This is a genomic window from Rathayibacter sp. VKM Ac-2801, from assembly GCF_009834245.1.
Taxonomy (GTDB): domain Bacteria; phylum Actinomycetota; class Actinomycetes; order Actinomycetales; family Microbacteriaceae; genus Rathayibacter.
On the sequence record NZ_CP047183.1, the window covers coordinates 202,291 to 225,586 of the forward strand.

A 23,296-nucleotide genomic window follows, 5' to 3' on the forward strand; every position below is an offset into this window, starting at 1 on the left:
CACAGCCCCCTGCAGATCGCACAGCCGCAGAGCTCCGGAGGAACTGTTCGCAGCGGAGGGGGGAGCGCCGCGGAGCCCTAGAAGAACGAGATGCAGTACGGCGTCGCGATCGGCGCGAACAGCCGGTCCATCCGCCCCGCCTCGCCCGTGAGGCGCGCCAGCCCGGCCTTCGCCAGGATCGACGGCCGCACCGAGCCCAGCAGCAGCGAGCCCAGGTCGGCCACGTCCAGCGCGAGCTCGGCCTCGTCCTCGGTGCGCTCCACGGTGGCGGAGCCGCCCGCGGCGGTGATGCGGTAGCGGCCGTCGGCGAGCCCGAGCCCGTCGGCCACCTCGACCACGACCGAGCCGTCCGCGGTCCACGGCCGGGCCGAGAACGCGGCGGCGACGTCGAGGATCCGCAGCCAGATCAGGTCGCCCACGTGGCTCACCTGCACCACGCGCGCGTCGAGGAGCGCCCAGGTCAGCGGGTCGTCCACCGGCGCCATGTCCCAGGTCACCGCGGAGGCGAGGTCGACCGCGCCGAGGTAGCCCCAGAGCGCGAGGTAGGCGTCGGCGGTGGGGGCGACGAGGTCGACGATCTCGAGGGTCTTGTCGTCCTCGGGTCCGACCGCGCGGTACGTCACGAAGCCGTCGAGCGTCCCGTCCTCGTCGAGGTGGACGGCCGAGCGGACATCCAGGCCGGGAGTGGTCTCGCCGGACGCGGTGCCGACGGAGTTCGCCTCGTAGCGCGACTGCCGGGTCAGCGAGCCGGGGGTCGACGCCTGGAACGCGGCGAACACCGCGGGGATGCGCGGCTGCAGCCAGCTCGTCGCGACGACCTCGACGCGGCCGGCGGGCTCGGTCTGCAGGCCGAAGCGCGGCCCGGTGTCGACGCGGATCGAGCGGGTGAAGGCCGAGCGGCCGAACCCGAACCGGCGGTAGATGGAGGCCTCGCTCGCCGTGAGCGCGGCGACCGGGGTGCCGGCCTCCTTCGCCAGGCGCAGGTCCTCGGTGATCATCGCGCGCAGGATGCCGCGGCGCCGGTGCGTGGGCCGCACGGTCACCTGCGACACCAGGTGCGCCGGCAGCTCGCGTCCGCCGCCGACCTGCAGGGCGCCGGGGAACGCCGCGTAGGTGCCCACCGGCACGCCTGCGCCGTCGAGGCCCTCGGGGGCGGAGGAGTCGACGACCGCGGTGAGCACGCGCTGGTCGGCGACCATGTGCTCGGCCCAGTCCCGCAGCTTCTCCGGCGTGAACTCCTTCTCGTGGAAGCCCGCGTTGATCGCGGTGGCCCAGGCGGCGGTGGCGGCGTCGGGGCCGCCCTCGTCGTTCAGGGCGGCGGGGAAGCGGCGGAGGTCGAGACCGGTGAGAGGCATCCGTCCAGCCTATTCACCCGGGGTGCGCGGGGGCTGAACCGGTGCGCGAGCGGCCTCCGCGACCGGGGCGCCGGGACCGCCGTCCAGCGCTCCGGAGACCGGGGGCGTCAGAGCACGGTCCACCGCTTCTCGAGCGCCGCGTCCACCGCCTCCGCGAGCTCGTCCAGCCGCCGGGAGTCGAGGCGCCCCGGGTCCGCGGCCGCCCGGATCCGCCCGCTCATCACCGCGATCGCCGAGCGCCGCCGCGGCAGGGTCGCGGTGAACGCGCAGTCGCGCAGCAGCACCAGCAGATCGTCCGCCCGGCCCTGCGTCTCCGCGAGGACCTCGAGCCGCCGCTCGAACGGCGACTCCGGGACCGTCACGCGCAGGAACCCGTCCGGGTCCTGGAACGCCGCCGGCGGATCCGGGATCCGCGCGAGCAGCGCCAGCGCGGCTCCCAGCTCGTCGAGCGCACCCGTGCGGGCCAGCTCCCGCAGCCGCGAGTCCACGTCCTCCGCCGGCCCCGGCCCGAGCTCCACGGCGCGCAGCGAGAGTGCGTCGAGCCGGCGCTCCTCCTCCTCGCCCGGGACCGACGGGGTCGCCGACCACCACGAGAGCACCGGAGTCGCGGCCACGGCGTGCTCGCCGATCCGCCGCTCCAGCGCGAGGAGCAGGTCCTCCCGCGCGGCGAGCGCCACCAGCGCGTCCACGTCGACGTGGAGCAGGGTGCCCGAGACGGGCGGCTCCACGAGCCGGCGTCCGGAGGGAGGGACGGCCTCCGCCCGCGTCCTCGCCCCGGGTCCGCGCTCGCTCGCCCGCAGGATCTCCTCCTCGAGGGTCCGCCGGGGTCGTCGTCCGCTTCCGCGCGCCATGCCGTCACGCTACCGTCGGCCGCATGACCCGGTTCCTCGCCCTCCTCCGCGGAGTGAACGTCAACGGCCGCACGGTCCGCAGCGCCGAGCTCGCCGAGACGGTCGCCGGGATCGGCGTGGAGCGGGTGCGGACGGTCCTCGCCAGCGGCAACGCGGCCTTCGACTCCGACCGCCCGGCCGCCGAGCTGAAGCCCGCGCTCGAGGCGGCGCTCGCCGAGCGGTTCGGCTACGACGCCTGGATCGTGCTCGTGACGCAGGAGGCGCTCGCCGCGGTGCTCGCCGCCTACCCGTTCCCGCGGATCGACGAGGAGGCGCATCCGTACGTCGTCTTCGGCTCGGACGAGGAGGCGCTCGACGCCGCGCAGGCTGCGATCGGCGAGCCGGATCCGGCGGTCGAGCTGGTCGCTCGCGGCACCGGCGTCCTCTACTGGCGCTGTCCGCGCGGCTCCTCGACGGACACGCCGGTCGCGAGGATCCTCGCTCGGCCCGCCTACCGCTCGAGCACCACGACCCGGAACCTGCGCACTGTCGAGAAGCTCGCGACCGCCTGACGTCCGCAACCGAGGTCGGAATCCGCCCGGGGTCCTCGAGCGCCGTTCGGCGCGTTCCTGACCTCGGTTCGGGACGGCGGTCCGCTCTCCAGGGCTGAGAGCACGCACATTCTTTGGTTAGGCTGTCCTAAGTGCTGGTCCACTCGGACCCTGCGCCGCCTCCCGCACAGCCTCTTGAAAGGGACCCATGCCCCGCGCCACCACGCCCCTCGCCCTGCTCGCCGCCACCGCGCTGACGATCGGCCTCGCCGGCTGCAGCGGCTCGGCCGCCGGAGACGACGCCGCCTCGGACAGCGGCTTCACGCCGATCACGATCGAGCACGCCCTCGGCACCACCACCATCGAGTCGGCGCCGGAGCGCGTGGCGACCGTGAACTGGGCCAACCACGAGGTGCCGCTCGCGCTGGGCGTGGTCCCCGTGGGCATGGCCGCCGCCAACTTCGGCGACGACGACGGCGACGGACTCCTCCCCTGGGTGAGCGAGAAGCTCGACGAGCTCGACGCCGAGACCCCCGTCCTCTTCGACGAGACCGACGGCATCGACTTCGAGGCCGTCTCGGACACCGACCCGGACGTCATCCTCGCCGCCTACTCCGGCCTCACGCAGGAGGACTACGACACCCTGAGCGAGATCGCCCCCGTCGTCGCCTACCCCGAGACCGCGTGGGGCACCTCCTGGCGCGACATGATCACGCTGAACAGCGAGGCGATGGGCAGGGCCGACGAGGGCGCCGCCCTGATCACCGAGCTCGAGGGCGAGATCGAGGAGAAGGTCGCCGCGCACCCGCAGCTGGCCGGCACCTCGGCGATGTTCCTCACCCACGTCGACCCGACCGACCTGAGCCAGGTCAGCTTCTACACGTCGCACGACACCCGCCCCGCGTTCTTCGAGGACCTCGGCATGGCCACTCCGGGCAGCATCGCCACCGCGTCCGCCGAGACGGACAAGTTCTCGCTCACGCAGAGCGCCGAGCAGGCCGACGCGTTCAGCGACGTCGACGTGATCGTCACCTACGGCGACGACGAGCTCGTCGACACGCTCAAGGCCGACCCGCTGCTCTCGCAGATCCCCGCCGTGGCCGACGACGCGATCGTGCGCCTTCCCTCCACTCCGCTCGGCACCGCCGCCAACCCGACGCCGCTCTCGATCTCGTGGGTCCTCGACGACTACCTGGACCTGCTCGACGAGGCCGCCGCCAAGGCCGCGCAGAGCACTCCGGCCGCCTGAGCCGGAACCCGACCCGCGTGACCCTCGCCGCTCCTCCCGCCGTCTCGGGCGCCGCCGCCGTGCGCCGCCCGAGGCGGCTGCGCGCCCTCTGGCTGCTCGCGGCCGTGGCCGTGCTGCTCGCCGCCGCCGTGGTCTCGGTGCTGGTGGGGTCGCGGGAGGTGGCGTGGAGCGACGTGGTCGCCGCGTTCGGCGGGTCCACGGACGGATTCGCGCAGGCCGCTGTCGCCAAGCGCATCCCGCGCACCGTGCTCGCCGCGATCGCGGGCGCGGCCCTCGGCGTCGCCGGCGTGCTGATGCAGGGGGTGACCCGCAATCCGCTGGCCGACCCCGGCATCCTCGGGGTGAACACCGGAGCCTCGCTCGCGGTCGTGACGGGCATCGTCTTCTTCGGGCTGAGCAGCTCCGCCGCCTACGTCTGGGTCGCGATCGGCGGGGCCGCGGTCGCCGCGGTCTTCGTCTACACGGTCGGCTCGCTGGGGCGCGGCGGTGCGACTCCGCTCAAGCTCGCGCTGGCGGGGGCCGCCACCTCGGCCGCACTGGTCTCGGTGATCAGCGCGATCATCCTGCCGCGCGCCGACCTCGCGGGCGGCATCCGCTCCTGGCAGGTCGGCGGAGTGGGCGGCGCGACGTCCGCGAGCATCGCGCAGGTGCTCCCCTTCCTCCTGGCCGGCCTCGTGCTCTGCGTGCTCTCGGCCAAGAGCCTCAACACCCTCGCGCTCGGCGACGAGCTGGCTGCGGGCCTGGGGGAGCGGGTCGCCCTCGCGCGCGGCGGGGCCGCCCTGGGCGCGGTCGTGCTCTGCGGAGCGACGACCGCGGTCACCGGGCCCATCGGCTTCGTGGGCCTGGTCGTCCCGCACGCCTGCCGCCTGATCGTCGGCGTCGACCACCGCTGGCTGCTGCCGTTCTCGGCGGTGACCGGCGCCGTGCTCCTGATCGCCGCGGACATCGTCGGCCGCGTCGTCGCGCGCCCGAGCGAGATCGACGTGGGCATCGTCACCGCGCTGGTCGGCGCTCCGGTGTTCATCGCGATCGTCCGCCGCCAGAAGGTGCGCGAGCTGTGACCGCGCTGCTCGAGGCGCCCTCCGCCACAGCCCTCGCCGTCGCCGCTGGCCGCCGCCGCCGCGGGGCCCGCCGCCGGGTCGTCGTCGCCGTCCTCGCCGCCCTGATCGTCGCCGTCTTCGCCGTCTCGCTGCTGGTCGGGCAGACCGTCTACTCGCCCGACGAGGTGCTCCGCGTGATCCTCGGCGAGCAGGTCCCCGGCGCGAGCTTCACCGTCGGGCGCCTCCGCCTCCCGCGCGCCGTGCTCGCCCTGCTGGTGGGCCTGTGCTTCGGGCTCGGCGGCGTGAGCTTCCAGACCATGCTCCGCAATCCGCTCGCCAGCCCCGACATCATCGGCATCAGCGCCGGGGCGAGCGCCGCCGCGGCCTTCGCGATCGTGACGCTCTCGCTCGGAGCCGCACAGGTCTCGGCCCTCGCGATCGTCGCGGGACTCGTGGTCGCCCTGCTCGTCTACGCCCTGTCCTACCGCAGCGGAGTCGCCGGCACCCGGCTGATCCTGATCGGCATCGGCGTCGCCGCGATGCTCGACAGCCTCACCGCCTACGTGCTCTCGCAGGCCGCCGCGTGGGACCTGCAGGAGGCGTCCCGCTGGCTCACCGGGAGCCTCAACGGCGCGAGCTGGAGCGAGGTCGTGCCGGTCCTCGTCGCGGTCGTCGTCCTCACTCCCGTCCTGCTCTCCCGCTCGCGCGACCTCTCCGCCACGCAGCTCGGCGACGACACCGCCTACGCGCTCGGCATCCGCGTGCACGCCACCCGCCTCGTCGTGATCGTCGCGGCGGTCGGGCTGATCGCCTTCGCGACCGCCGCCGCCGGCCCAATCGCCTTCGTGGCCTTCCTCTCCGGCCCCATCGCCGCCCGCCTGGTCGGCCCCGGCGCCTCGCTCCTCATCCCCTCGGCCCTCGTCGGCGCGCTGCTCGTGCTCGTCGCCGACTTCGTCGGGCAGTTCGGGCTGGGCCTGCGCTACCCGGTCGGAGTGGTCACGGGCGTCCTCGGGGCGCCGTACCTCGTCTACCTCATCGTCCGCAGCAACCGAGCGGGAGGCTCACTGTGACCACCGCGCACACCCTGACGGCCGAGGGGGTCACCCTCGGCTACGGCGACAGGACGGTCGTCGACGGTCTCGACCTCGTCGTCCCGCCCGGCCGCATCACCGCGATCGTCGGAGCGAACGCCTGCGGCAAGTCGACACTGCTCCGCTCGATGTCGCGCCTGCTCGCGCCCCGCTCCGGCGCCGTGCTGCTCGACGGCAGGGCCGTGCACCGGACGCCGGCGAAGCAGCTCGCCCGCACGCTCGGCCTCCTCCCGCAGTCGCCGATCGCCCCGGAGGGCATCACCGTCGCGGATCTCGTCGGCCGCGGCCGCCATCCGCACCAGGGGATGCTGAGCCGCTGGAGCTCGCACGACGACGAGGCCGTCGCGACCGCGCTCGACGCGACCGGCACCGCCGCTCTGGCCGACCGCCCCGTCGACGAGCTCAGCGGCGGGCAGCGCCAGCGCGTCTGGATCGCGATGGCCCTCGCGCAGGAGACGGACGTGCTGCTGCTGGACGAGCCGACCACCTTCCTCGACGTCAGCCACCAGATCGAGGTCCTCGACCTGCTCGTCGACCTCAACCGCACGCGCGGCACGACGGTGGTGATGGTCCTGCACGACCTGAACTTGGCCGCCCGCTACGCCGACCACCTCGTGGCGATCGCGCACGGCGCGGTGCACGCCTCCGGCACCCCGGCCGCGGTGCTCACCGAGGAGACGGTGCTCGCCGTGTTCGGCCTCGACAGCCGCATCATCACCGACCCGACCTCGGGCGCGCCGCTCATGCTCCCGCTGGGTCGGCACCGTCTCGCTCCGGCGCGGATCGATGGGGCGGGCGGCGCGCAGATGTCGGACGTGTAAACGGTTCCAGGCGGCGGCCGGGGGGCGTATACGATACCTCCAGTCCGCGGCGGGCGTCCGTCACCGCTGGAACCGCCGAACGCCTGCCCCCGATCAGAGGTCCTCCCGCCGTGACCGCACTCCCGTCGAGCCCCCACGCCTCCGCCCTCCGCGGCCTCCGCGCGCTCCTCTTCGACCTCGACGGCGTGCTCACGCCGACCGCCGACGTCCACATGCAGGCCTGGTCGCGGCTGTTCACGGAGTACCTCTCCTCGCGCGGCGTCGCCGAGGGCTACACGGACGCCGACTACTTCCGCTCCATCGACGGCCGCCCGCGCTACGACGGCGTCCGGGCGCTCCTCGCCTCGCGCGGCATCACCCTCCCGGAGGGCACGCCCGAGGACGACCCGTCGGTCGAGACCGTCTGCGGGCTCGGCAACCGCAAGAACGACGCCTTCAACCGCACCCTCGCCGAGACGGGCGTCGCGCCCTACCCGGGCTCGCTCCGCTTCGTCGACGCCGCGATCGCCGCGGGCGTGCAGGTCGCCGTCGTCACCTCCTCCCGCAACGGCGTGCCGGTGCTCGAGGCGGCCGGCCTCCGCGACCGCTTCGAGGTCGTCGTGGACGGACTCCTCGCCGCCGAGCGCTCGATCGCCGGCAAGCCCGCCCCCGACACCTACCTCTACGCGGCCGAGCTCCTCGGCCTCCCGGCCGCAGAATGCGCCGTCCTCGAGGACGCGCACTCCGGAGTCGCGGCCGGCCGGGCGGGCGGCTTCGGCCTCGTCGTCGGGGTCGACCGCGGAGTCGGGGCCGACACCCTGCTCGAGCACGGCGCCGACCTGGTCGTGGACGACCTGGCCGAGCTGCTCCCCTTCCTCCCCACCGCTCCCGCTCCCGAGGACGCCGTATGAACCCCATCACCTCCGACCCGCTCGACCGGAACCGCTTCCCGATCGACGAGTGGGCCCTCGTCGAGACCGAGTTCGCCTCCGAGCTGCAGGGCCGCACCGAGACGCTCTTCGCCACCGGCAACGGCTACCTCGGCCTCCGCGGCAACGTGGAGGAGGGGCGCGACGGCTACGCCTACGGCACCTTCATCAACGGGTTCCACGAGACCTGGCCCATCCGCCACGCGGAGGAGGCGTTCGGCTTCGCCCGCGTCGGCCAGACCATCGTCAACGTGCCGGACGCCAAGATCATCCGCCTCTACGTCGACGACGAGCCCTTCGTGCTGAGCGAGGCCGACGTCCTCGCCTACTCGCGCCGCCTCGACTTCGCGAACGGCGTGCTCACCCGAGAGCTGGAGTGGCGCACCCCCTCCGGCAAGCGCGTCCTGATCCGCTCGCGCCGCCTGGTCTCGTTCACCGACCGGCACCTCGCGATCCTCGACTACGAGGTCGAGATGCTCGACGCCGATGCGTCCGTGCTGATCTCGAGCCAGATCCTCAACCGCCAGGACGGCGTGGACGAGTACCACGCCCCCTCCGGCAGCGAGGGCGCCGGCTTCGACCCGCGCAAGGCGGAGTCGTTCGAGGACCGCGTGCTCCAGCCCCGCCTCAAGCGCGTCAGCGGCACCCGCTACCTCCTCGGGTACCGCACGACCAACTCGCAGATGACCATCGCCTGCGGCGCCGAGCACCAGCTCGAGACCGAGAACGAGTGGGACCAGACCTCTCAGATCGACGACGACCTGGCCAAGCACGTCTACCGCGTGCAGGCCAAGGCCGGCCGGCCGGTGCGCCTGATCAAGACGCTGACCTACCACACGTCCCGCGGCGTGCCCGTGCGCGAGCTCGCCGACCGCTGCGACCGCACGCTCGACCGCGCCCGCGAGACGCCGGTCGAGGAGCAGTTCGTCAAGCAGCGCGAGTGGCTCGACGACTTCTGGACCCGCTCCGACGTGCAGCTGGACGGCCAGCCCGCGATCCAGCAGGCCACCCGCTGGAACCTCTTCCAGCTCGCCCAGTCGACCGCGCGCACCGACGGCGGCGGAGTCGCGGCCAAGGGCGTCTCGGGCTCCGGCTACGGCGGCCACTACTTCTGGGACACCGAGGTCTACGTCCTCCCGTTCCTCAGCTACACGGCGCCTCTCGTCGCCCGGAACGCCCTGCGCTTCCGGCAGAACATGCTCGAGGCCGCCCGATCGCGCGCCGCCGAGCTCAACCAGCGCGGCGCGCTCTTCCCCTGGCGCACGATCAACGGGCAGGAGTCGTCGGCGTACTACGCCGCCGGCACCGCGCAGTACCACATCGACGCCGACATCTCCTACGCGCTGATGCAGTACGTGGGCGCCACCGGCGACGACGACTTCCTCGCCCGCGGAGCGATCGACATCCTCGTCGAGACCGCGCGGATGTGGGCCGATCTGGGCTTCTGGCGCAGCAACGGCGACGACCACTTCCACATCCACGGAGTGACGGGGCCGGACGAGTACACGACCGTCGTCAACGACAACCTGTACACGAACGTCATGGCCCGGGCGAACCTCCGCTCCGCCGCTCGCGCCGTGGAGCTGCTGAAGGCCGTCGAGCCCGCCGCGTACGAGCGGATGGCCGACCGCCTCGCTCTCGACGAGGGCGAGGTGCTCGAGTGGGCGCGCGCCGCCGAGAAGATGCACATCCCCTTCGACGCGCGGGCGGGCATCCACCCGCAGGACGCGGCCTTCCTCGAGAAGGAGCTGTGGGACCTCGAGAACACCCCGGCGAGCAAGCGCCCGCTGCTGCTGCACTTCCACCCGCTGGTGATCTACCGCTTCCAGGTCCTCAAGCAGGCCGACGTCGTGCTCGCACTGCTGCTGCAGGGCAACGAGTTCACCGCCGAGCAGAAGCGCGCCGACTTCGAGTACTACGACGCTCTGACCACCGGCGACTCGACCCTGTCGGCCGTCGTGCAGTCGATCATCGCCGCCGAGGTCGGCTACAGCGATCTGGCCCGCCACTACTTCCTTTCTGCACTGTTCGTCGACCTCGCCGACCTGCACCGCAACACCGCGGACGGCATCCACGTCGCCTCGACGGGCGGCGTGTGGAGCGCCCTCGTCTACGGCTTCGGCGGGATGCGCGACCACGGCGGGCGGATCACGCTCGACCCGCGCCTTCCCGACGACTGGGAGCGCCTCGCGTTCCGCATCGCCCTGCACGGCACGCGCGTCCGCGTCGAGGTGACGCAGACCGAGGTCCTCCTGACGGTCGAGACCGGCGACTCCGCCGCGATCACCGTCCGCGACGAGCGCGTGCACGTGGAGGCGGGCAACCCGGTTCGCGTCGCCCTCACCCACCAGGGCCGCCGCCTGCACGGCGCGCCGACCACCTCCGACATCGAGGGCACGCGCCGCTCCGACGGCACCGTCATCACGGCGTCCATCCCCACCATCTCGATGACTCCGGAGCCCGAGGTCCTGACCGGCCCCTGACCGCCCCGCATCCCGCGAAATTTCGCGAGATGCCCCGGAACGGACGAGATCCCCAGCCTCGGCCGGGGATCTCGTCCGTCCACCCGCATCTCGCGGGCAGGAGGCGTCAGGCGGCGGCCAGCAGCGAGCGCAGCGCGGAGGTGAAGAAGGTCAGCCCGTCCACGCCGGAGCGCATCGCGGCGGCCGTGTCGGGCCCGAAGCCCTCCTCGACGGCGTGCTCCGGGTGCGGCATGAGCCCCACCACGTTGCCGCGGGCGTTGCTGATGCCGGCGATGTCGTTCATCGAGCCGTTCGGGTTGTGGCCGAGGTAGCGGATGACGACGCGCCCTTCGCCCTCGAGCTCGGCCAGCGTGTCGGCCGAGGCGATGTAGCCGCCCTCGCCGTTCTTCAGCGGGATCGTGATCTCCTGGCCGGGCTCGAAGCCGTTCGTCCAGGCGGTCTCGGTGCTCGCGACCATCAGGCGCTGGTCGCGGCAGACGAAGGAGCCGATGTCGTTCGCGATCAGGCCGCCGGGAAGCAGGTGCGCCTCGGTCAGCATCTGGAAGCCGTTGCAGATGCCGAGGACCGGGGTCCCCGCGTTCGCCGCGTCGATCACCTCGCGCATGATCGGCGAGTGGGAGGCGATGGCGCCGCAGCGCAGGTAGTCGCCGTAGGAGAAGCCGCCGGGGAGCACGATCGCGTCGACGCCGTCGAGGTCGTGGTCGCCGTGCCAGAGCGCGACCGGCTCCGCGCCCGCGAACCGGACGGCGCGCTGGGCGTCGCGGTCGTCGAGCGAGCCGGGGAAGGTGATGACGCCGATCCTCATCGGGCGGCCTCCGCCGGGTAGTGGATCCCGACGACGTCCTCGATCACCGAGTTCGACAGCATCTCGTCGGCGATGCGCTGCACCGAGGCGCGCACCTCGTCGGTCACCTCGTCGACGGTGATCTCGAAGCGCTTGCCCACCCGCACGCCGTGGAGGGCGGAGTGGCCCAGCCGCGCGAGAGCGCCGGCGACGGCCTTCCCCTGCGGGTCGAGCAGCTCGGCCTTGGGCATGACTTCAACGACGATCGTGGGCACCGTGTTCTCCGGAGTCTCGGGGGAGTGCGGTCTTCCGCGGCACCATCGTACCGGCGGCTCGCCGTCGGCCGCCGGGCTCCGCGAGATGCCGGGGTGCGGACGAGATGGCCCGCCGAGGCGCGGCATCTCGTCCGGCGCGGCCGATCTCGCGAAATTTCGCGAGATGGGAGGGAGGGGGTCAGGAGGTCGTGACGCGGATCGCGTTCGCCCAGGGGTCCTCGAAGGACAGGGTGCGGCCGTCGTCGCGGGTGGCGACTCCGGAGCGGGCCAGCCGCTCGCCGAGCGCGCCGAGGTCGTCGGCGGCGGGCACCACGATCTCGACCTGTCCGAGGCCGAGGGCCTGCTGCCGACGGCCGGCGCCCGCCGAGTTCCACGTGTTCATCGCCATGTGGTGGTGGTAGCCGCCCGCCGACACGAAGAGCGCCTGCCCGCCGTACGCGATCGTCGTCTCGAAGCCGAGCCGGTCGACGTAGAACTCCTTCGCGGTGGCGACGTCGCCCACGCTCAGGTGCACGTGGCCGACGGAGGCGCCGCCGAGGCGCGGCTGCGCGATCGACTCCTCGGTGAGGTGCTCCTGCAGGAAGGCGTTCGGGTCGAGGAAGAGCGTGCTCATCTCGATCCGCCCGTGCGTCCACGACCACTGCGTGCGGTCGCGGTCCCAGTAGAGCTCGACGCCGTTGTGCTCGGGGTCGTCGAAGTAGAAGGCCTTGCTGACCAGGTGGTCGGAGCTGCCGGTGAAGGAGCCGGGGTGCCGGGTCGCGACGCTGTAGACGGCCGCGGCGAGCGCCGCCTCCGACTCGAAGAGGATCGCCGTGTGGAACAGGCCCGCGCTGCGCGGCGAGGCGTGCACCAGCTCGGGCGCGTGCTGGAGGATCACGGCCGGCACTCCGCCGCGGCCGAGCACCGCGACCGGTCCGTCGTGCGAGAGCAGCTCGAGCGTCACGGCGTCGCGGTAGTAGGCGATCATCCCGTCGAGGTCGGCGACGCGGAGGGTCACCGCGCCCATGACGGTGTCGGGAGCGAGTAGATCAGGGGAGGAGGTTGTCACGGCGGAGACGCTACCCGCTTTTGGTTGCAGCTACAACCATTCGGAGAGGCGCGCGCTCATAGGAACCACATAAGCCGTGTCCAGGCGGCGCGGGGAGGCCGGGCGTCGAATGGGAACCGGTCGCCGTCAGGGGCGGCCCCGGCACGAGGACGACACCATGAACGAGCGACACGAATCCGACGAGCGAGAGCTCACCGACCAGCCCGGCACCACCGAGGCGACGGGCGCCGACGAGGTGCGCGCGCTGCGCGCGGACGACCGCCGCCGCCGTCGTCGGGCACTGATCGCCGGCGGCCTCGGCCTCGCCGTGCTGATCGGAGTGACGGCGGGCGGAGTCGCCACCGCCGGCCGCACCGAGACCGCCTCCTCGGCCTCGGCCGGCGCCATCACGATCGTCTACCCCGGCGGCTCGCGCGGATCCTTCGGCGGCGGGTACGTGATCGTCCCCTCCTGGGGCGGATCGACGCAGGGCGGATCGACGCAGGGCGGATCGACGCAGGGCGGATCGACGCAGGGCGGATCGACGCAGGGCGGATCGACGCAGGGCGGCTCGGGCCAGTACGGCTCGACCCAGGGCGGGTCCTCCGCGTCCGAGCCGGCCACCGGCGCGACCGACGCCGTGGCCGCCAGCACTGCGCAGACCGCCGGCGTCGTCACGATCACCTCCGAGCTCACCTACCAGAGCGCCCGCTCGGCCGGCACCGGCATGATCCTCACCTCCGATGGCATGATCCTCACCAACAACCACGTCGTCGAGGGCGCCACGGCGATCTCGGTCACGGTGGAGTCGACGGGCCGCAGCTACACCGCCCGCGTCGTCGGCACCGACGCGACGAACGACGTCGCCGTCCTGCAGCTGGAGGACGCCTCCGGCCTCACCCCCGCCTCGCTCGACACGGACGGGCTCGCCGTGGGCGAGGCCGTGACCGCCGTCGGCAACGCGGGAGGAACGGGCGACCTGGTCGCCGCCTCCGGCACGGTCACGGGTCTCGATCAGCAGATCACCACCCGCTCCGAGTCGGGGATCTCCGCCGAGACGCTGACCGGACTGATCCAGACGGACGCCGACATCGTCTCGGGCGACTCCGGCGGCCCGCTCGTCGACTCCGCCGGCCGCGTCGTGGGGATGGACACCGCCGCCTCCAGCGGGACGGCCGACATCACCGGCTTCGCGATCCCGATCTCGAAGGCCCTGGACATCGTCGCCACCATCGAGGCGGGCGCCGACACGGCCACCGTCGAGATCGGCTACCCGGCCTTCCTCGGCGTCTCCCTCTCCTCCGGCACCGCATCGCCGACCTCCCGCGCGCTCGCGACGACCGCGTCCGGCGCCGTGATCGGCGGAGTCGTCGAGGGCGGGCCGGCCGCGCAGGCGGGCCTCGAAGCGGGGGACGTCGTCACCGCGGTCGACGGAGTCGCCGTCTCCTCGGCCGACCAGCTGTCCGCGTCGCTCGCGCAGCGCGAGCCCGGGGAGTCGGTGACGATCTCGTGGACCGACACCGCGGGCGCAGCCCGCTCCGCCCAGGTCGTGCTGGTCGAGGGTCCGGTCGCCTGATCGGAGCCTCCGCGGGGCCGCCGGGGCGTTCCCGGCCGTTCACCGGGACGAGCGCGCCACGCCACCGGTTGTTTTGATCCGCTCAAGACAACTCGGGTAGTGTCCTCGTCATGACGACAGTGGACGAGCGGCTCCGAGCCTCCGGGCTCAAGGTCACCGCCACCCGGCGCGCGGTGCTCCTCGCTCTCGAGGAGCACCCGCACTCCGGGGTCGACGCGGTCCTGGCCCGAGTGCGCGAGGGCCTCCCCGAGGCCTCGGCGCAGGCCGTCTACGGAGTGCTCTCGGCGTTCACCGACGCCGGGATCGTCCGCCGCATCGAGCCGGAGGGCCACCCCCGCCGGTTCGAGCTGCGGGTCGGCGACAACCACCACCACGTGGTGTGCCGGCGCTGCGGGGCCGTGGCCGACGTCGACTGCGTTGTCGGGGAGGCGCCGTGCCTGCATCCGCAGACCGCGAGCGGCTTCACCGTCGACACCGCCGACATCACGTTCTGGGGCACCTGCCCCGACTGCCTGGCCCTGGCCCACTGACCCACATCCGCTACACCGCAGCGGCGGGCCCCGTGCCCCTCGCCGACAGGAGGAACATGACCGAGGAACGATTCACCACCACGAACTCCGGAGCACCGGTAGCGAGCGACGACCACTCGCTGAGCGTCGGAGCCGACGGACCCCTCGCGCTCCACGACCACTACCTCGTCGAGAAGCTGGCCCAGTTCAACCGCGAGCGCATCCCGGAGCGGGTCGTCCACGCCAAGGGCGGCGGAGCCTTCGGACGCTTCACCACCACCGCCGACGTCAGCGCCTACACCCGCGCCGCGCTCTTCCAGCCCGGAGTCGAGACCGAGATGCTGGCGCGCTTCTCCACGGTCGCCGGCGAGCAGGGCTCGCCCGACACCTGGCGAGACCCCCGCGGCTTCGCGCTGAAGTTCTACACGAGCGAGGGCAACTACGACCTCGTCGGCAACAACACCCCCGTGTTCTTCATCCGCGACGGCATCAAGTTCCCCGACTTCATCCGCTCGCAGAAGCGCCTGCCCGGCAGCCACCTGCGCGACCACGACATGCAGTGGGACTTCTGGACCCTCTCGCCCGAGTCGGCCCACCAGGTCACCTGGCTCATGGGCGACCGCGGCCTCCCCTCCTCGTGGCGGCACATGGACGGCTTCGGCTCGCACACCTACCAGTGGATCAACGCGGCCGGCGAGCGCTTCTGGGTCAAGTACCACTTCACGACCGACCAGGGCGTCGAGATCCTGAGCCAGGAGCAGGCCGACCAGATCGCCGGAGAGGACGCGGACTTCCACATCCGCGACCTGTACTCCGCGATCGACCGCGGCGACTTCCCCTCGTGGACGCTGTCCGTGCAGGTCATGCCCTACGAGGACGCGAAGAGCTACCGGTTCAACCCGTTCGACCTCACCAAGGTCTGGCCTCACGCGGACTACCCGCTGATCGAGGTCGGCACCATGACGCTCGACCGGAACCCCGAGAACTACTTCGCGCAGATCGAGCAGGCGGCGTTCGCCCCCTCGAACTTCGTGCCCGGCATCGCCGCCAGCCCCGACAAGATGCTCCTCGCGCGCATCTTCAGCTACGCCGACGCGCACCGCTACCGCGTGGGGACCAACCACGCGCAGCTTCCGGTGAACGCGCCGAAGTCGCCGGTGCACTCGTACTCGAAGGACGGCCCCATGCGGTTCGACTTCCAGAAGTCCGAGGTGCCCGTCTACGCGCCGAACACGATGGGCGGCGCCCACGCCGATCCCGCCCGGGCGGCGGAGTCGGCCGGCTGGGAGACCGACGGCGAGCTGACGCGCGCCGCGGCGACCCTCCACCCGGAGGACGACGACTTCGGTCAGGCGGGGACGCTCTACCGCGAGGTCCTCGACGACGATGCGCGCGCCCGCCTGGTCGCGAACATCGCCGGCCACGTGTCGAAGGTCACCCGTCCGGAGCTGCGCCAGCGCGTGCTCCAGTACTGGGCGAACGTCGACTCGTCGCTCTCGCAGCGCGTCGCCGAGGCGCTCGAGCCGTCGGCTCCCGGTGCGGACGTCTCCCCCGAGGCGGTCGGCATCAGGGCGTAGTCCCGACATCCCCCCGAGGAGCGCGCGGTACCGGAGTGATCCGGGCCGCGCGCTCCTCGTCGTTTCCGGGCGTGGTCCTGCCGCGGGCTGGGACCGATCCCGCCCGGGTGCGGGTGCCCGCCGCCCTCCCGTGCAGCCGGGCCGGAGCCCGGATCCCTCCCGCGGAACGGTGTGCCGGCGGGGAGGACCCCGATCCCGACACGCCCGGGATGCGCGATTTCGGCCCCTCGTTTGACAGCACCCCGATCGCTGCGTAACTTATTCCGAGTCGCCACAAAGGCCGCAGGGAAACGGAAAGAGCAGCAGCTCCTACGTCCCGGCCTCAATCGGGACCATCCACTCGGCAAGACAGCTTGTCGAAGCAGGTCTGCCGCACGGATGTAAAGCCTTCGCAGGATCCTTCGGGTCCAGTGACTTCGCCGCCCGGCGCAGGACTCAGGTTCTGAACCGAGCAACGTCGGAGCGCCTACGAGCGTGACGGCATCGCGAAGAAGCCGGATTTGACACGGCCTGCGGATGTGCTAAGTTATACAAGTTGCCACGGCGACAGGGAGAAAGAAACTCCTCCTAGTCTACCGAGAAGACGCGTATGACGCAAGCAACAACATCTTCGATCACTCTCGTTGTGAAGCACCGTTCTGGTGTGGAGGCGGGATGTGTCCGATTCTTGAGAACTCAACAGCGTGCACTATGTTCAATGCCAATTTTATACCCCGGCCTTGATCTTCGGATCGGGTTGGGATTCCTTTGGAAATTGATGTCAGCTTCCGGCTTTCGGGTCGGAGAGATGTCTTATTTGCTAGAGGTCAAACTTGACTCTCCTCGCTCTTCGGGGTAGGAGGTCGTAATTTTTTTACGGAGAGTTTGATCCTGGCTCAGGACGAACGCTGGCGGCGTGCTTAACACATGCAAGTCGAACGATGAAGCCCAGCTTGCTGGGTGGATTAGTGGCGAACGGGTGAGTAACACGTGAGTAACCTGCCCTTGACTCTGGGATAAGCGCTGGAAACGGCGTCTAATACCGGATACGACCTGCCCCGGCATCGGGTGCGGGTGGAAAGTTTTTCGGTCAAGGATGGACTCGCGGCCTATCAGCTAGTTGGTGAGGTAATGGCTCACCAAGGCGACGACGGGTAGCCGGCCTGAGAGGGTGACCGGCCACACTGGGACTGAGACACGGCCCAGACTCCTACGGGAGGCAGCAGTGGGGAATATTGCACAATGGGCGAAAGCCTGATGCAGCAACGCCGCGTGGGGGATGACGGCCTTCGGGTTGTAAACCTCTTTTAGTAGGGAAGAAGGGCTTCGGCTTGACGGTACCTGCAGAAAAAGCACCGGCTAACTACGTGCCAGCAGCCGCGGTAATACGTAGGGTGCAAGCGTTGTCCGGAATTATTGGGCGTAAAGAGCTCGTAGGCGGTTTGTCGCGTCTGCTGTGAAAACCCGAGGCTCAACCTCGGGCCTGCAGTGGGTACGGGCAGACTAGAGTGCGGTAGGGGAGAATGGAATTCCTGGTGTAGCGGTGGAATGCGCAGATATCAGGAGGAACACCGATGGCGAAGGCAGTTCTCTGGGCCGTTACTGACGCTGAGGAGCGAAAGCGTGGGGAGCGAACAGGATTAGATACCCTGGTAGTCCACGCCGTAAACGTTGGGAACTAGATGTGGGGACCTTTCCACGGTCTCCGTGTCGCAGCTAACGCATTAAGTTCCCCGCCTGGGGAGTACGGCCGCAAGGCTAAAACTCAAAGGAATTGACGGGGGCCCGCACAAGCGGCGGAGCATGCGGATTAATTCGATGCAACGCGAAGAACCTTACCAAGGCTTGACATATACCGGAAACTTCCAGAAATGGTTGCCCCGCAAGGTCGGTATACAGGTGGTGCATGGTTGTCGTCAGCTCGTGTCGTGAGATGTTGGGTTAAGTCCCGCAACGAGCGCAACCCTCGTTCTATGTTGCCAGCACGTCATGGTGGGAACTCATAGGAGACTGCCGGGGTCAACTCGGAGGAAGGTGGGGATGACGTCAAATCATCATGCCCCTTATGTCTTGGGCTTCACGCATGCTACAATGGCCGGTACAAAGGGCTGCGATACCGTAAGGTGGAGCGAATCCCAAAAAGCCGGTCTCAGTTCGGATTGAGGTCTGCAACTCGACCTCATGAAGTCGGAGTCGCTAGTAATCGCAGATCAGCAACGCTGCGGTGAATACGTTCCCGGGCCTTGTACACACCGCCCGTCAAGTCATGAAAGTCGGTAACACCCGAAGCCAGTGGCCTAACCGCAAGGAGGGAGCTGTCGAAGGTGGGATCGGTGATTAGGACTAAGTCGTAACAAGGTAGCCGTACCGGAAGGTGCGGCTGGATCACCTCCTTTCTAAGGAGCATCTGGACACCGCAGGGTGTTCCAGGCGCCAGATCAAAGCGAATGTCTTTGCTGGTAGCTCATGGGTGGAACATTGAACTAGGTGCTCGGTGAGATCGTCTCGCGTCAGTACAGCCTTCGGGTTGGGAACGCGTCGGGCGGTGGAGTCGGGTGCATGCACGCTGTTGGGTCCTGAGGGACCGGGCCGGCTGCCTTCGGGTGGCGGGGTCGACTCTCCGGATCCTTTTTTCACGCCTGGGTGTGTGGGAGAGGGATACCGCCCGTATTTTGAGAACTACACAGTGGACGCGAGCATCTTAGATTCACGGCTTCGGTCGTGGATCGACAAGATTCGCATGGCGCGGCTTTCGGGCTGCGGTCATGCAAATCATTGGATCTGCAACTTTTCGAGTTGTAGTTTCTTAACTCATGTGATTAGCAAGTTCATAAGAGCAAACGGTGAATGCCTTGGCATCTGGAGCCGAAGAAGGACGTCGTAATCTGCGATAAGCCTCGGGGAGCTGATAAACGAGCTGTGATCCGAGGATTTCCGAATGGGGAAACCCCGCCAGGCCCCTTGTGGTGACCTGGTGACTCCCGCCTGAATATATAGGGCGGGTAGAGGGAACGTGGGGAAGTGAAACATCTCAGTACCCACAGGAAGAGAAAACAACAGTGATTCCGTCAGTAGTGGCGAGCGAACGCGGAAGAGGCTAAACCGAGTCATGTGTCATACCCGGCAGGGGTTGCATGTCCGGGGTTGTGGGACTTTTCGTTCCGGTCTGCCGGCCGGTGAACGTTACAGCGCATCATAGACGAACAGGTTTGAACGCCTGGCCAGAGCGGGTGCGAGCCCCGTAGTCGAAATGGTGTTATGGCGTGAAGAGTATCCCAAGTAGCACGGGGCCCGAGAAATCCCGTGTGAATCTGTCAGGACCACCTGATAAGCCTAAATACTCCCAGATGACCGATAGCGGACAAGTACCGTGAGGGAAAGGTGAAAAGTACCCCGGGAGGGGAGTGAAATAGTACCTGAAACCGTTTGCTTACAAACCGTCGGAGCCTCCTTGTAGGGGTGACGGCGTGCCTTTTGAAGAATGAGCCTGCGAGTTAGTGCTCTGTGGCGAGGTTAACCCGTGTGGGGCAGCCGTAGCGAAAGCGAGTCCGAATAGGGCGATTCAGTCGCAGGGTCTAGACCCGAAGCGAAGTGATCTATCCATGGCCAGGTTGAAGCGACGGTAAGACGTCGTGGAGGACCGAACCCACTTCAGTTGAAAATGGAGGGGATGAGCTGTGGATAGGGGTGAAAGGCCAATCAAACTTCGTGATAGCTGGTTCTCTCCGAAATGCATTTAGGTGCAGCGTTGCGTGTTTCTTGCCGGAGGTAGAGCTACTGGATGGCCGATGGGGCCCAAAAGCTTACTGACGTCAGCCAAACTCCGAATGCCGGTAAGTGAGAGCGCAGCAGTGAGACTGTGGGGGATAAGCTTCATAGTCGAGAGGGAAACAACCCAGACCACCAACTAAGGTCCCTAAGCGCGTGCTAAGTGGGAAAGGATGTGGAGTTGCACAGACAACCAGGAGGTTGGCTTAGAAGCAGCCACCCTTGAAAGAGTGCGTAATAGCTCACTGGTCAAGTGATTCCGCGCCGACAATGTAACGGGGCTCAAGCACGCCACCGAAGTTGTGGCATTGACATTAGTGGTAGGCCTTCGTGGTCCAGCCGTGTTGATGGGTAGGAGAGCGTCGTGTGGCGAGTGAAGCGGCGGTGTGAACCAGCCGTGGATGCCACACGAGTGAGAATGCAGGCATGAGTAGCGAAAGACGGGTGAGAAACCCGTCCTCCGGAAGACCAAGGGTTCCAGGGTCAAGCTAATCTTCCCTGGGTAAGTCGGGACCTAAGGCGAGGCCGACAGGCGTAGTCGATGGACAACGGGTTGATATTCCCGTACCGGCGAAGAACCGCCCAAGACAATCCAGTAGTGCTAAGTATCTGAATCCCTTTGATGGATCCCTTCGGGGTGAAGCGTTGGGCCTAGCGTACGACCCCGTGCTGGTGCGTTTAGCGTATTAACAGGTGTGACGCAGGAAGGTAGCCGAGCCGGGCGATGGTTGTCCCGGTCTAAGGATGTAGGGCGAACGATAGGCAAATCCGTCGTTCACGTAGCCTGAGATCTGATGGGTAGACGCAAGTCGAAATCGGTGATCCTATGCTGCCAAGAAAAGCATCGACGCGAGGTTCTAGCTGCCCGTACCCCAAACCGACTCAGGTGGTCAGGTAGAGAATACTAAGGAGATCGAGAGAATCGTGGTTAAGGAACTCGGCAAAATGCCCCCGTAACTTCGGGAGAAGGGGGGCCTGAGGCGTGAACGGACTTGCTCCGGGAGCGTTCGATGGCCGCAGAGACCAGTGGGAAGCGACTGTTTACTAAAAACACAGGTCCGTGCTAAGTCGCAAGACGATGTATACGGACTGACGCCTGCCCGGTGCTGGAAGGTTAAGAGGAACGGTTAGCCGCAAGGCGAAGCTGAGAATTTAAGCCCCAGTAAACGGCGGTGGTAACTATAACCATCCTAAGGTAGCGAAATTCCTTGTCGGGTAAGTTCCGACCTGCACGAATGGCGTAACGACTTCCCAGCTGTCTCAACCGCGAACTCGGCGAAATTGCATTACGAGTAAAGATGCTCGTTACGCGCAGCAGGACGGAAAGACCCCGTGACCTTTACTATAGTTTGGTATTGGTGTTCGGTGTGGCTTGTGTAGGATAGGTGGGAGACTGTGAAGCGGGCACGCTAGTGTTCGTGGAGTCATTGTTGAAATACCACTCTGGTCACTCTGGATATCTAACTTCGGACCCTAATCGGGTTCAGGGACAGTGCCTGATGGGTAGTTTAACTGGGGCGGTTGCCTCCTAAAGAGTAACGGAGGCGCCCAAAGGTTCCCTCAACCTGGTTGGCAATCAGGTGGCGAGTGTAAGTGCACAAGGGAGCTTGACTGTGAGACTGACAAGTCGAGCAGGGACGAAAGTCGGGACTAGTGATCCGGCAGTGGCTTGTGGAAGCGCTGTCGCTCAACGGATAAAAGGTACCTCGGGGATAACAGGCTGATCTTGCCCAAGAGTCCATATCGACGGCATGGTTTGGCACCTCGATGTCGGCTCGTCGCATCCTGGGGCTGGAGTAGGTCCCAAGGGTTGGGCTGTTCGCCCATTAAAGCGGTACGCGAGCTGGGTTTAGAACGTCGTGAGACAGTTCGGTCCCTATCCGCTGCGCGCGCAGGAAATTTGAGAAGATCTATCCCTAGTACGAGAGGACCGGGATGGACGAACCTCTGGTGTGTCAGTTGTTCCGCCAGGAGCACCGCTGATTAGCTACGTTCGGAACGGATAACCGCTGAAAGCATCTAAGCGGGAAGCCGGCTTCGAGATGAGATTTCCATCCCTTCGGGGGAGAGGCTCCCAGCCAGACGACTGGGTTGATAGGCCGGATGTGGAAGACAGGACTAAAGACTGTCGGAGCTGACCGGTACTAATAAGCCGATAACTTGATAATCACTACACTCATACCGTTGTAAAGGCTGGTAGGAGTGGCCAGAGATTGCTTGCGTCCACTTTGTGGTTCCCAGAAGACGGGCACCCCGCGTCCTCCTTGGGGAGGAGCGGAACAATTGAATACACGCACGGCGTGTAACCCAGATTTGACCATGTGCCTTCGGGTGCGTGTGTCGCCAGGGTTACGGCGGCCATAGCGAGAGGGAAACGCCCGGTCACATTCCGAACCCGGAAGCTAAGACTCTCAGCGCCGATGGTACTGCAGGGGGGACCCTGTGGGAGAGTAGGACACCGCCGGACACCATTCACGATGGCCACCCAGAGATGGGTGGCCATCGCTGTTTAACCACCACCTCGGATCCCCGCTGCTCACTGGAGCGCGGTGCGGGTTAGGGTGGTGCGACGGCTGCGGCCGTCCTCCTCGCCCTCGGGCGGGTCAACTCCACAGAGCATCACCACGACAGGCGAGGAACGCATGGACGACTCAGGATCCGACCGCAACGACCGGGACTCCGGACGTCGTGACGAGCGGCCGCCTCGCGCCGGCGGCTCCGACCGCTCCTCGAACGACCGCGGCGGCTCGGGCGACTCCCGCCCCCGTCGCGACGGCGATGCTCGTCCTCCGTACCGCGGAGCCGGCGACTCCCGTCCGCAGCGCGACGGCGATTCGCGCCCGCGCCGTGACGGCGACTCGCGTCCTCTGTACCGTGGCGGCGGGGACTCGCGTCCGCAGCGTGACGGGGAGTCCCGTCCTCCTTATCGGGGTGGTGGCGACTCGCGTCCGCAGCGTGATGGCGACTCGCGTCCTCCGTATCGCGGTGGTGGAGAAACGCGTCCACAGCGTGATGGTGATTCCCGTCCTCCGTATCGCGGCGGTGGGGACTCTCGTCCGCAGCGTGATGGCGACTCCCGTCCTCCGTATCGTGGTGGTGGCGACTCTCGTCCGCAGCGTGACGGCGATTCCCGTCCTCCGTATCGCGGTGGTGGAGACTCGCGTCCGCAGCGCGATGGCGACTCCCGTCCTCCGTATCGCGGCGGTGGGGACTCTCGTCCGCAGCGTGATGGCGACTCCCGTCCTCCTTATCGCGGTGGTGGAGACTCGCGTCCGCAGCGGGATGGGGACGCGCGTCCTCCGTACCGTGGTGGTGGGGACTCTCGTCCGCAGCGCGACGGCGACTCCCGTCCTCCGTATCGCGGCGGTGGGGACTCTCGTCCGCAGCGTGACGGCGACTCGCGTCCTCCGTACCGTGGCGGTGGGGACTCTCGTCCGCAGCGCGACGGCGACTCCCGCCCTCCGTACCGTGGC

General features: G+C 68.4%; 15 protein-coding genes and 3 rRNA genes. 13 read left to right on the top strand and 5 right to left on the bottom strand.

The window, feature by feature from the left end; translation table 11 throughout:
- Positions 1-77: 77 nt before the first annotated feature.
- Together GSU45_RS00930 and GSU45_RS00935 are read right to left on the bottom strand one after the other, a co-directional pair.
- Positions 78-1,355: a GNAT family N-acetyltransferase gene (locus GSU45_RS00930; RefSeq protein WP_159911926.1), complete on the bottom strand. Its 1,278-nt coding sequence runs from the start codon at positions 1,353-1,355 to the stop codon at positions 78-80.
- Positions 1,356-1,462: 107 nt separating this feature from the next.
- Entirely contained in the window at positions 1,463-2,206 is a 744-nt protein-coding gene (locus GSU45_RS00935) for a DUF2254 family protein (RefSeq protein WP_159911928.1), read from the bottom strand.
- Positions 2,207-2,229: 23 nt separating this feature from the next.
- On the opposite strand from GSU45_RS00935, the gene GSU45_RS00940 reads away from it, so the two are divergent.
- The 7 genes from GSU45_RS00940 (at position 2,230) to GSU45_RS00970 (ending at position 10,328) form a co-directional block, all read left to right on the top strand.
- Positions 2,230-2,757 (top strand): DUF1697 domain-containing protein, encoded by a 528-nt coding sequence (locus tag GSU45_RS00940; RefSeq protein ID WP_159911930.1) that lies wholly within the window; start codon positions 2,230-2,232, stop codon positions 2,755-2,757.
- Between the two features lie 187 nt (positions 2,758-2,944).
- Positions 2,945-3,985, top strand: coding sequence for an iron-siderophore ABC transporter substrate-binding protein (locus GSU45_RS00945; RefSeq protein ID WP_159911932.1), 1,041 nt, complete (start codon positions 2,945-2,947; stop codon positions 3,983-3,985).
- 17 nt (positions 3,986-4,002) lie between these two features.
- Positions 4,003-5,046, top strand: a complete 1,044-nt coding sequence (locus GSU45_RS00950) for an iron ABC transporter permease (protein WP_159911934.1) — start codon at positions 4,003-4,005, stop codon at positions 5,044-5,046.
- Positions 5,043-6,095, top strand: a complete 1,053-nt coding sequence (locus tag GSU45_RS00955) for an iron ABC transporter permease (protein ID WP_208543469.1) — start codon at positions 5,043-5,045, stop codon at positions 6,093-6,095. Before GSU45_RS00950 ends, GSU45_RS00955 begins: the two co-directional genes overlap by 4 nt.
- Positions 6,092-6,937, top strand: a complete 846-nt coding sequence (locus GSU45_RS00960) for an ABC transporter ATP-binding protein (RefSeq protein WP_159911936.1) — start codon at positions 6,092-6,094, stop codon at positions 6,935-6,937. The genes GSU45_RS00955 and GSU45_RS00960 overlap by 4 nt, the downstream gene beginning before the upstream one ends.
- A 110-nt stretch (positions 6,938-7,047) precedes the next feature.
- A complete protein-coding gene (locus GSU45_RS00965; protein ID WP_159911938.1) occupies positions 7,048-7,827 on the top strand; it encodes a beta-phosphoglucomutase family hydrolase in 780 nt (259 codons plus the stop codon).
- Positions 7,824-10,328, top strand: coding sequence for a glycosyl hydrolase family 65 protein (locus GSU45_RS00970; protein ID WP_159911940.1), 2,505 nt, complete (start codon positions 7,824-7,826; stop codon positions 10,326-10,328). The genes GSU45_RS00965 and GSU45_RS00970 overlap by 4 nt, the downstream gene beginning before the upstream one ends.
- A 106-nt stretch (positions 10,329-10,434) precedes the next feature.
- Here GSU45_RS00970 and purQ read toward each other — a convergent pair whose 3' ends face one another.
- The 3 genes from purQ to GSU45_RS00985 all read right to left on the bottom strand — a co-directional run bounded on the left by purQ (position 10,435) and on the right by GSU45_RS00985 (position 12,393).
- Positions 10,435-11,133, bottom strand: a complete 699-nt coding sequence (gene purQ, locus GSU45_RS00975) for a phosphoribosylformylglycinamidine synthase subunit PurQ (protein WP_159911942.1) — start codon at positions 11,131-11,133, stop codon at positions 10,435-10,437.
- The gene (purS, locus tag GSU45_RS00980) at positions 11,130-11,387 is read right to left on the bottom strand and encodes a phosphoribosylformylglycinamidine synthase subunit PurS (RefSeq protein WP_104222736.1); all 258 of its coding nucleotides are present in this window, start codon (positions 11,385-11,387) and stop codon (positions 11,130-11,132) included. Before purS ends, purQ begins: the two co-directional genes overlap by 4 nt.
- 178 nt (positions 11,388-11,565) lie before the next feature.
- A complete protein-coding gene (locus tag GSU45_RS00985) occupies positions 11,566-12,393 on the bottom strand; it encodes a VOC family protein (RefSeq protein ID WP_159911944.1) in 828 nt (275 codons plus the stop codon).
- 199 nt (positions 12,394-12,592) lie between these two features.
- Between GSU45_RS00985 and GSU45_RS17095 the strand changes: the two genes are divergently transcribed.
- From GSU45_RS17095 to rrf, 6 genes are all read left to right on the top strand, one after another.
- The gene (locus GSU45_RS17095) at positions 12,593-13,990 is read left to right on the top strand and encodes a trypsin-like peptidase domain-containing protein (protein ID WP_208543470.1); all 1,398 of its coding nucleotides are present in this window, start codon (positions 12,593-12,595) and stop codon (positions 13,988-13,990) included.
- Positions 13,991-14,100: 110 nt separating this feature from the next.
- Positions 14,101-14,520, top strand: a complete 420-nt coding sequence (locus GSU45_RS00995) for a Fur family transcriptional regulator (protein WP_159911946.1) — start codon at positions 14,101-14,103, stop codon at positions 14,518-14,520.
- 56 nt (positions 14,521-14,576) lie between these two features.
- Positions 14,577-16,076, top strand: coding sequence for a catalase (locus tag GSU45_RS01000; protein ID WP_159911948.1), 1,500 nt, complete (start codon positions 14,577-14,579; stop codon positions 16,074-16,076).
- Positions 16,077-16,928: 852 nt separating this feature from the next.
- A 16S ribosomal RNA gene (locus GSU45_RS01005) occupies positions 16,929-18,451 on the top strand.
- Between the two features lie 424 nt (positions 18,452-18,875).
- Positions 18,876-21,991, top strand: a 23S ribosomal RNA gene (locus GSU45_RS01010).
- Between the two features lie 182 nt (positions 21,992-22,173).
- A 5S ribosomal RNA gene (rrf, locus tag GSU45_RS01015) occupies positions 22,174-22,290 on the top strand.
- Together the 16S, 23S and 5S rRNA genes form the textbook arrangement of a ribosomal RNA operon.
- Positions 22,291-23,296 lie beyond the last annotated feature (1,006 nt).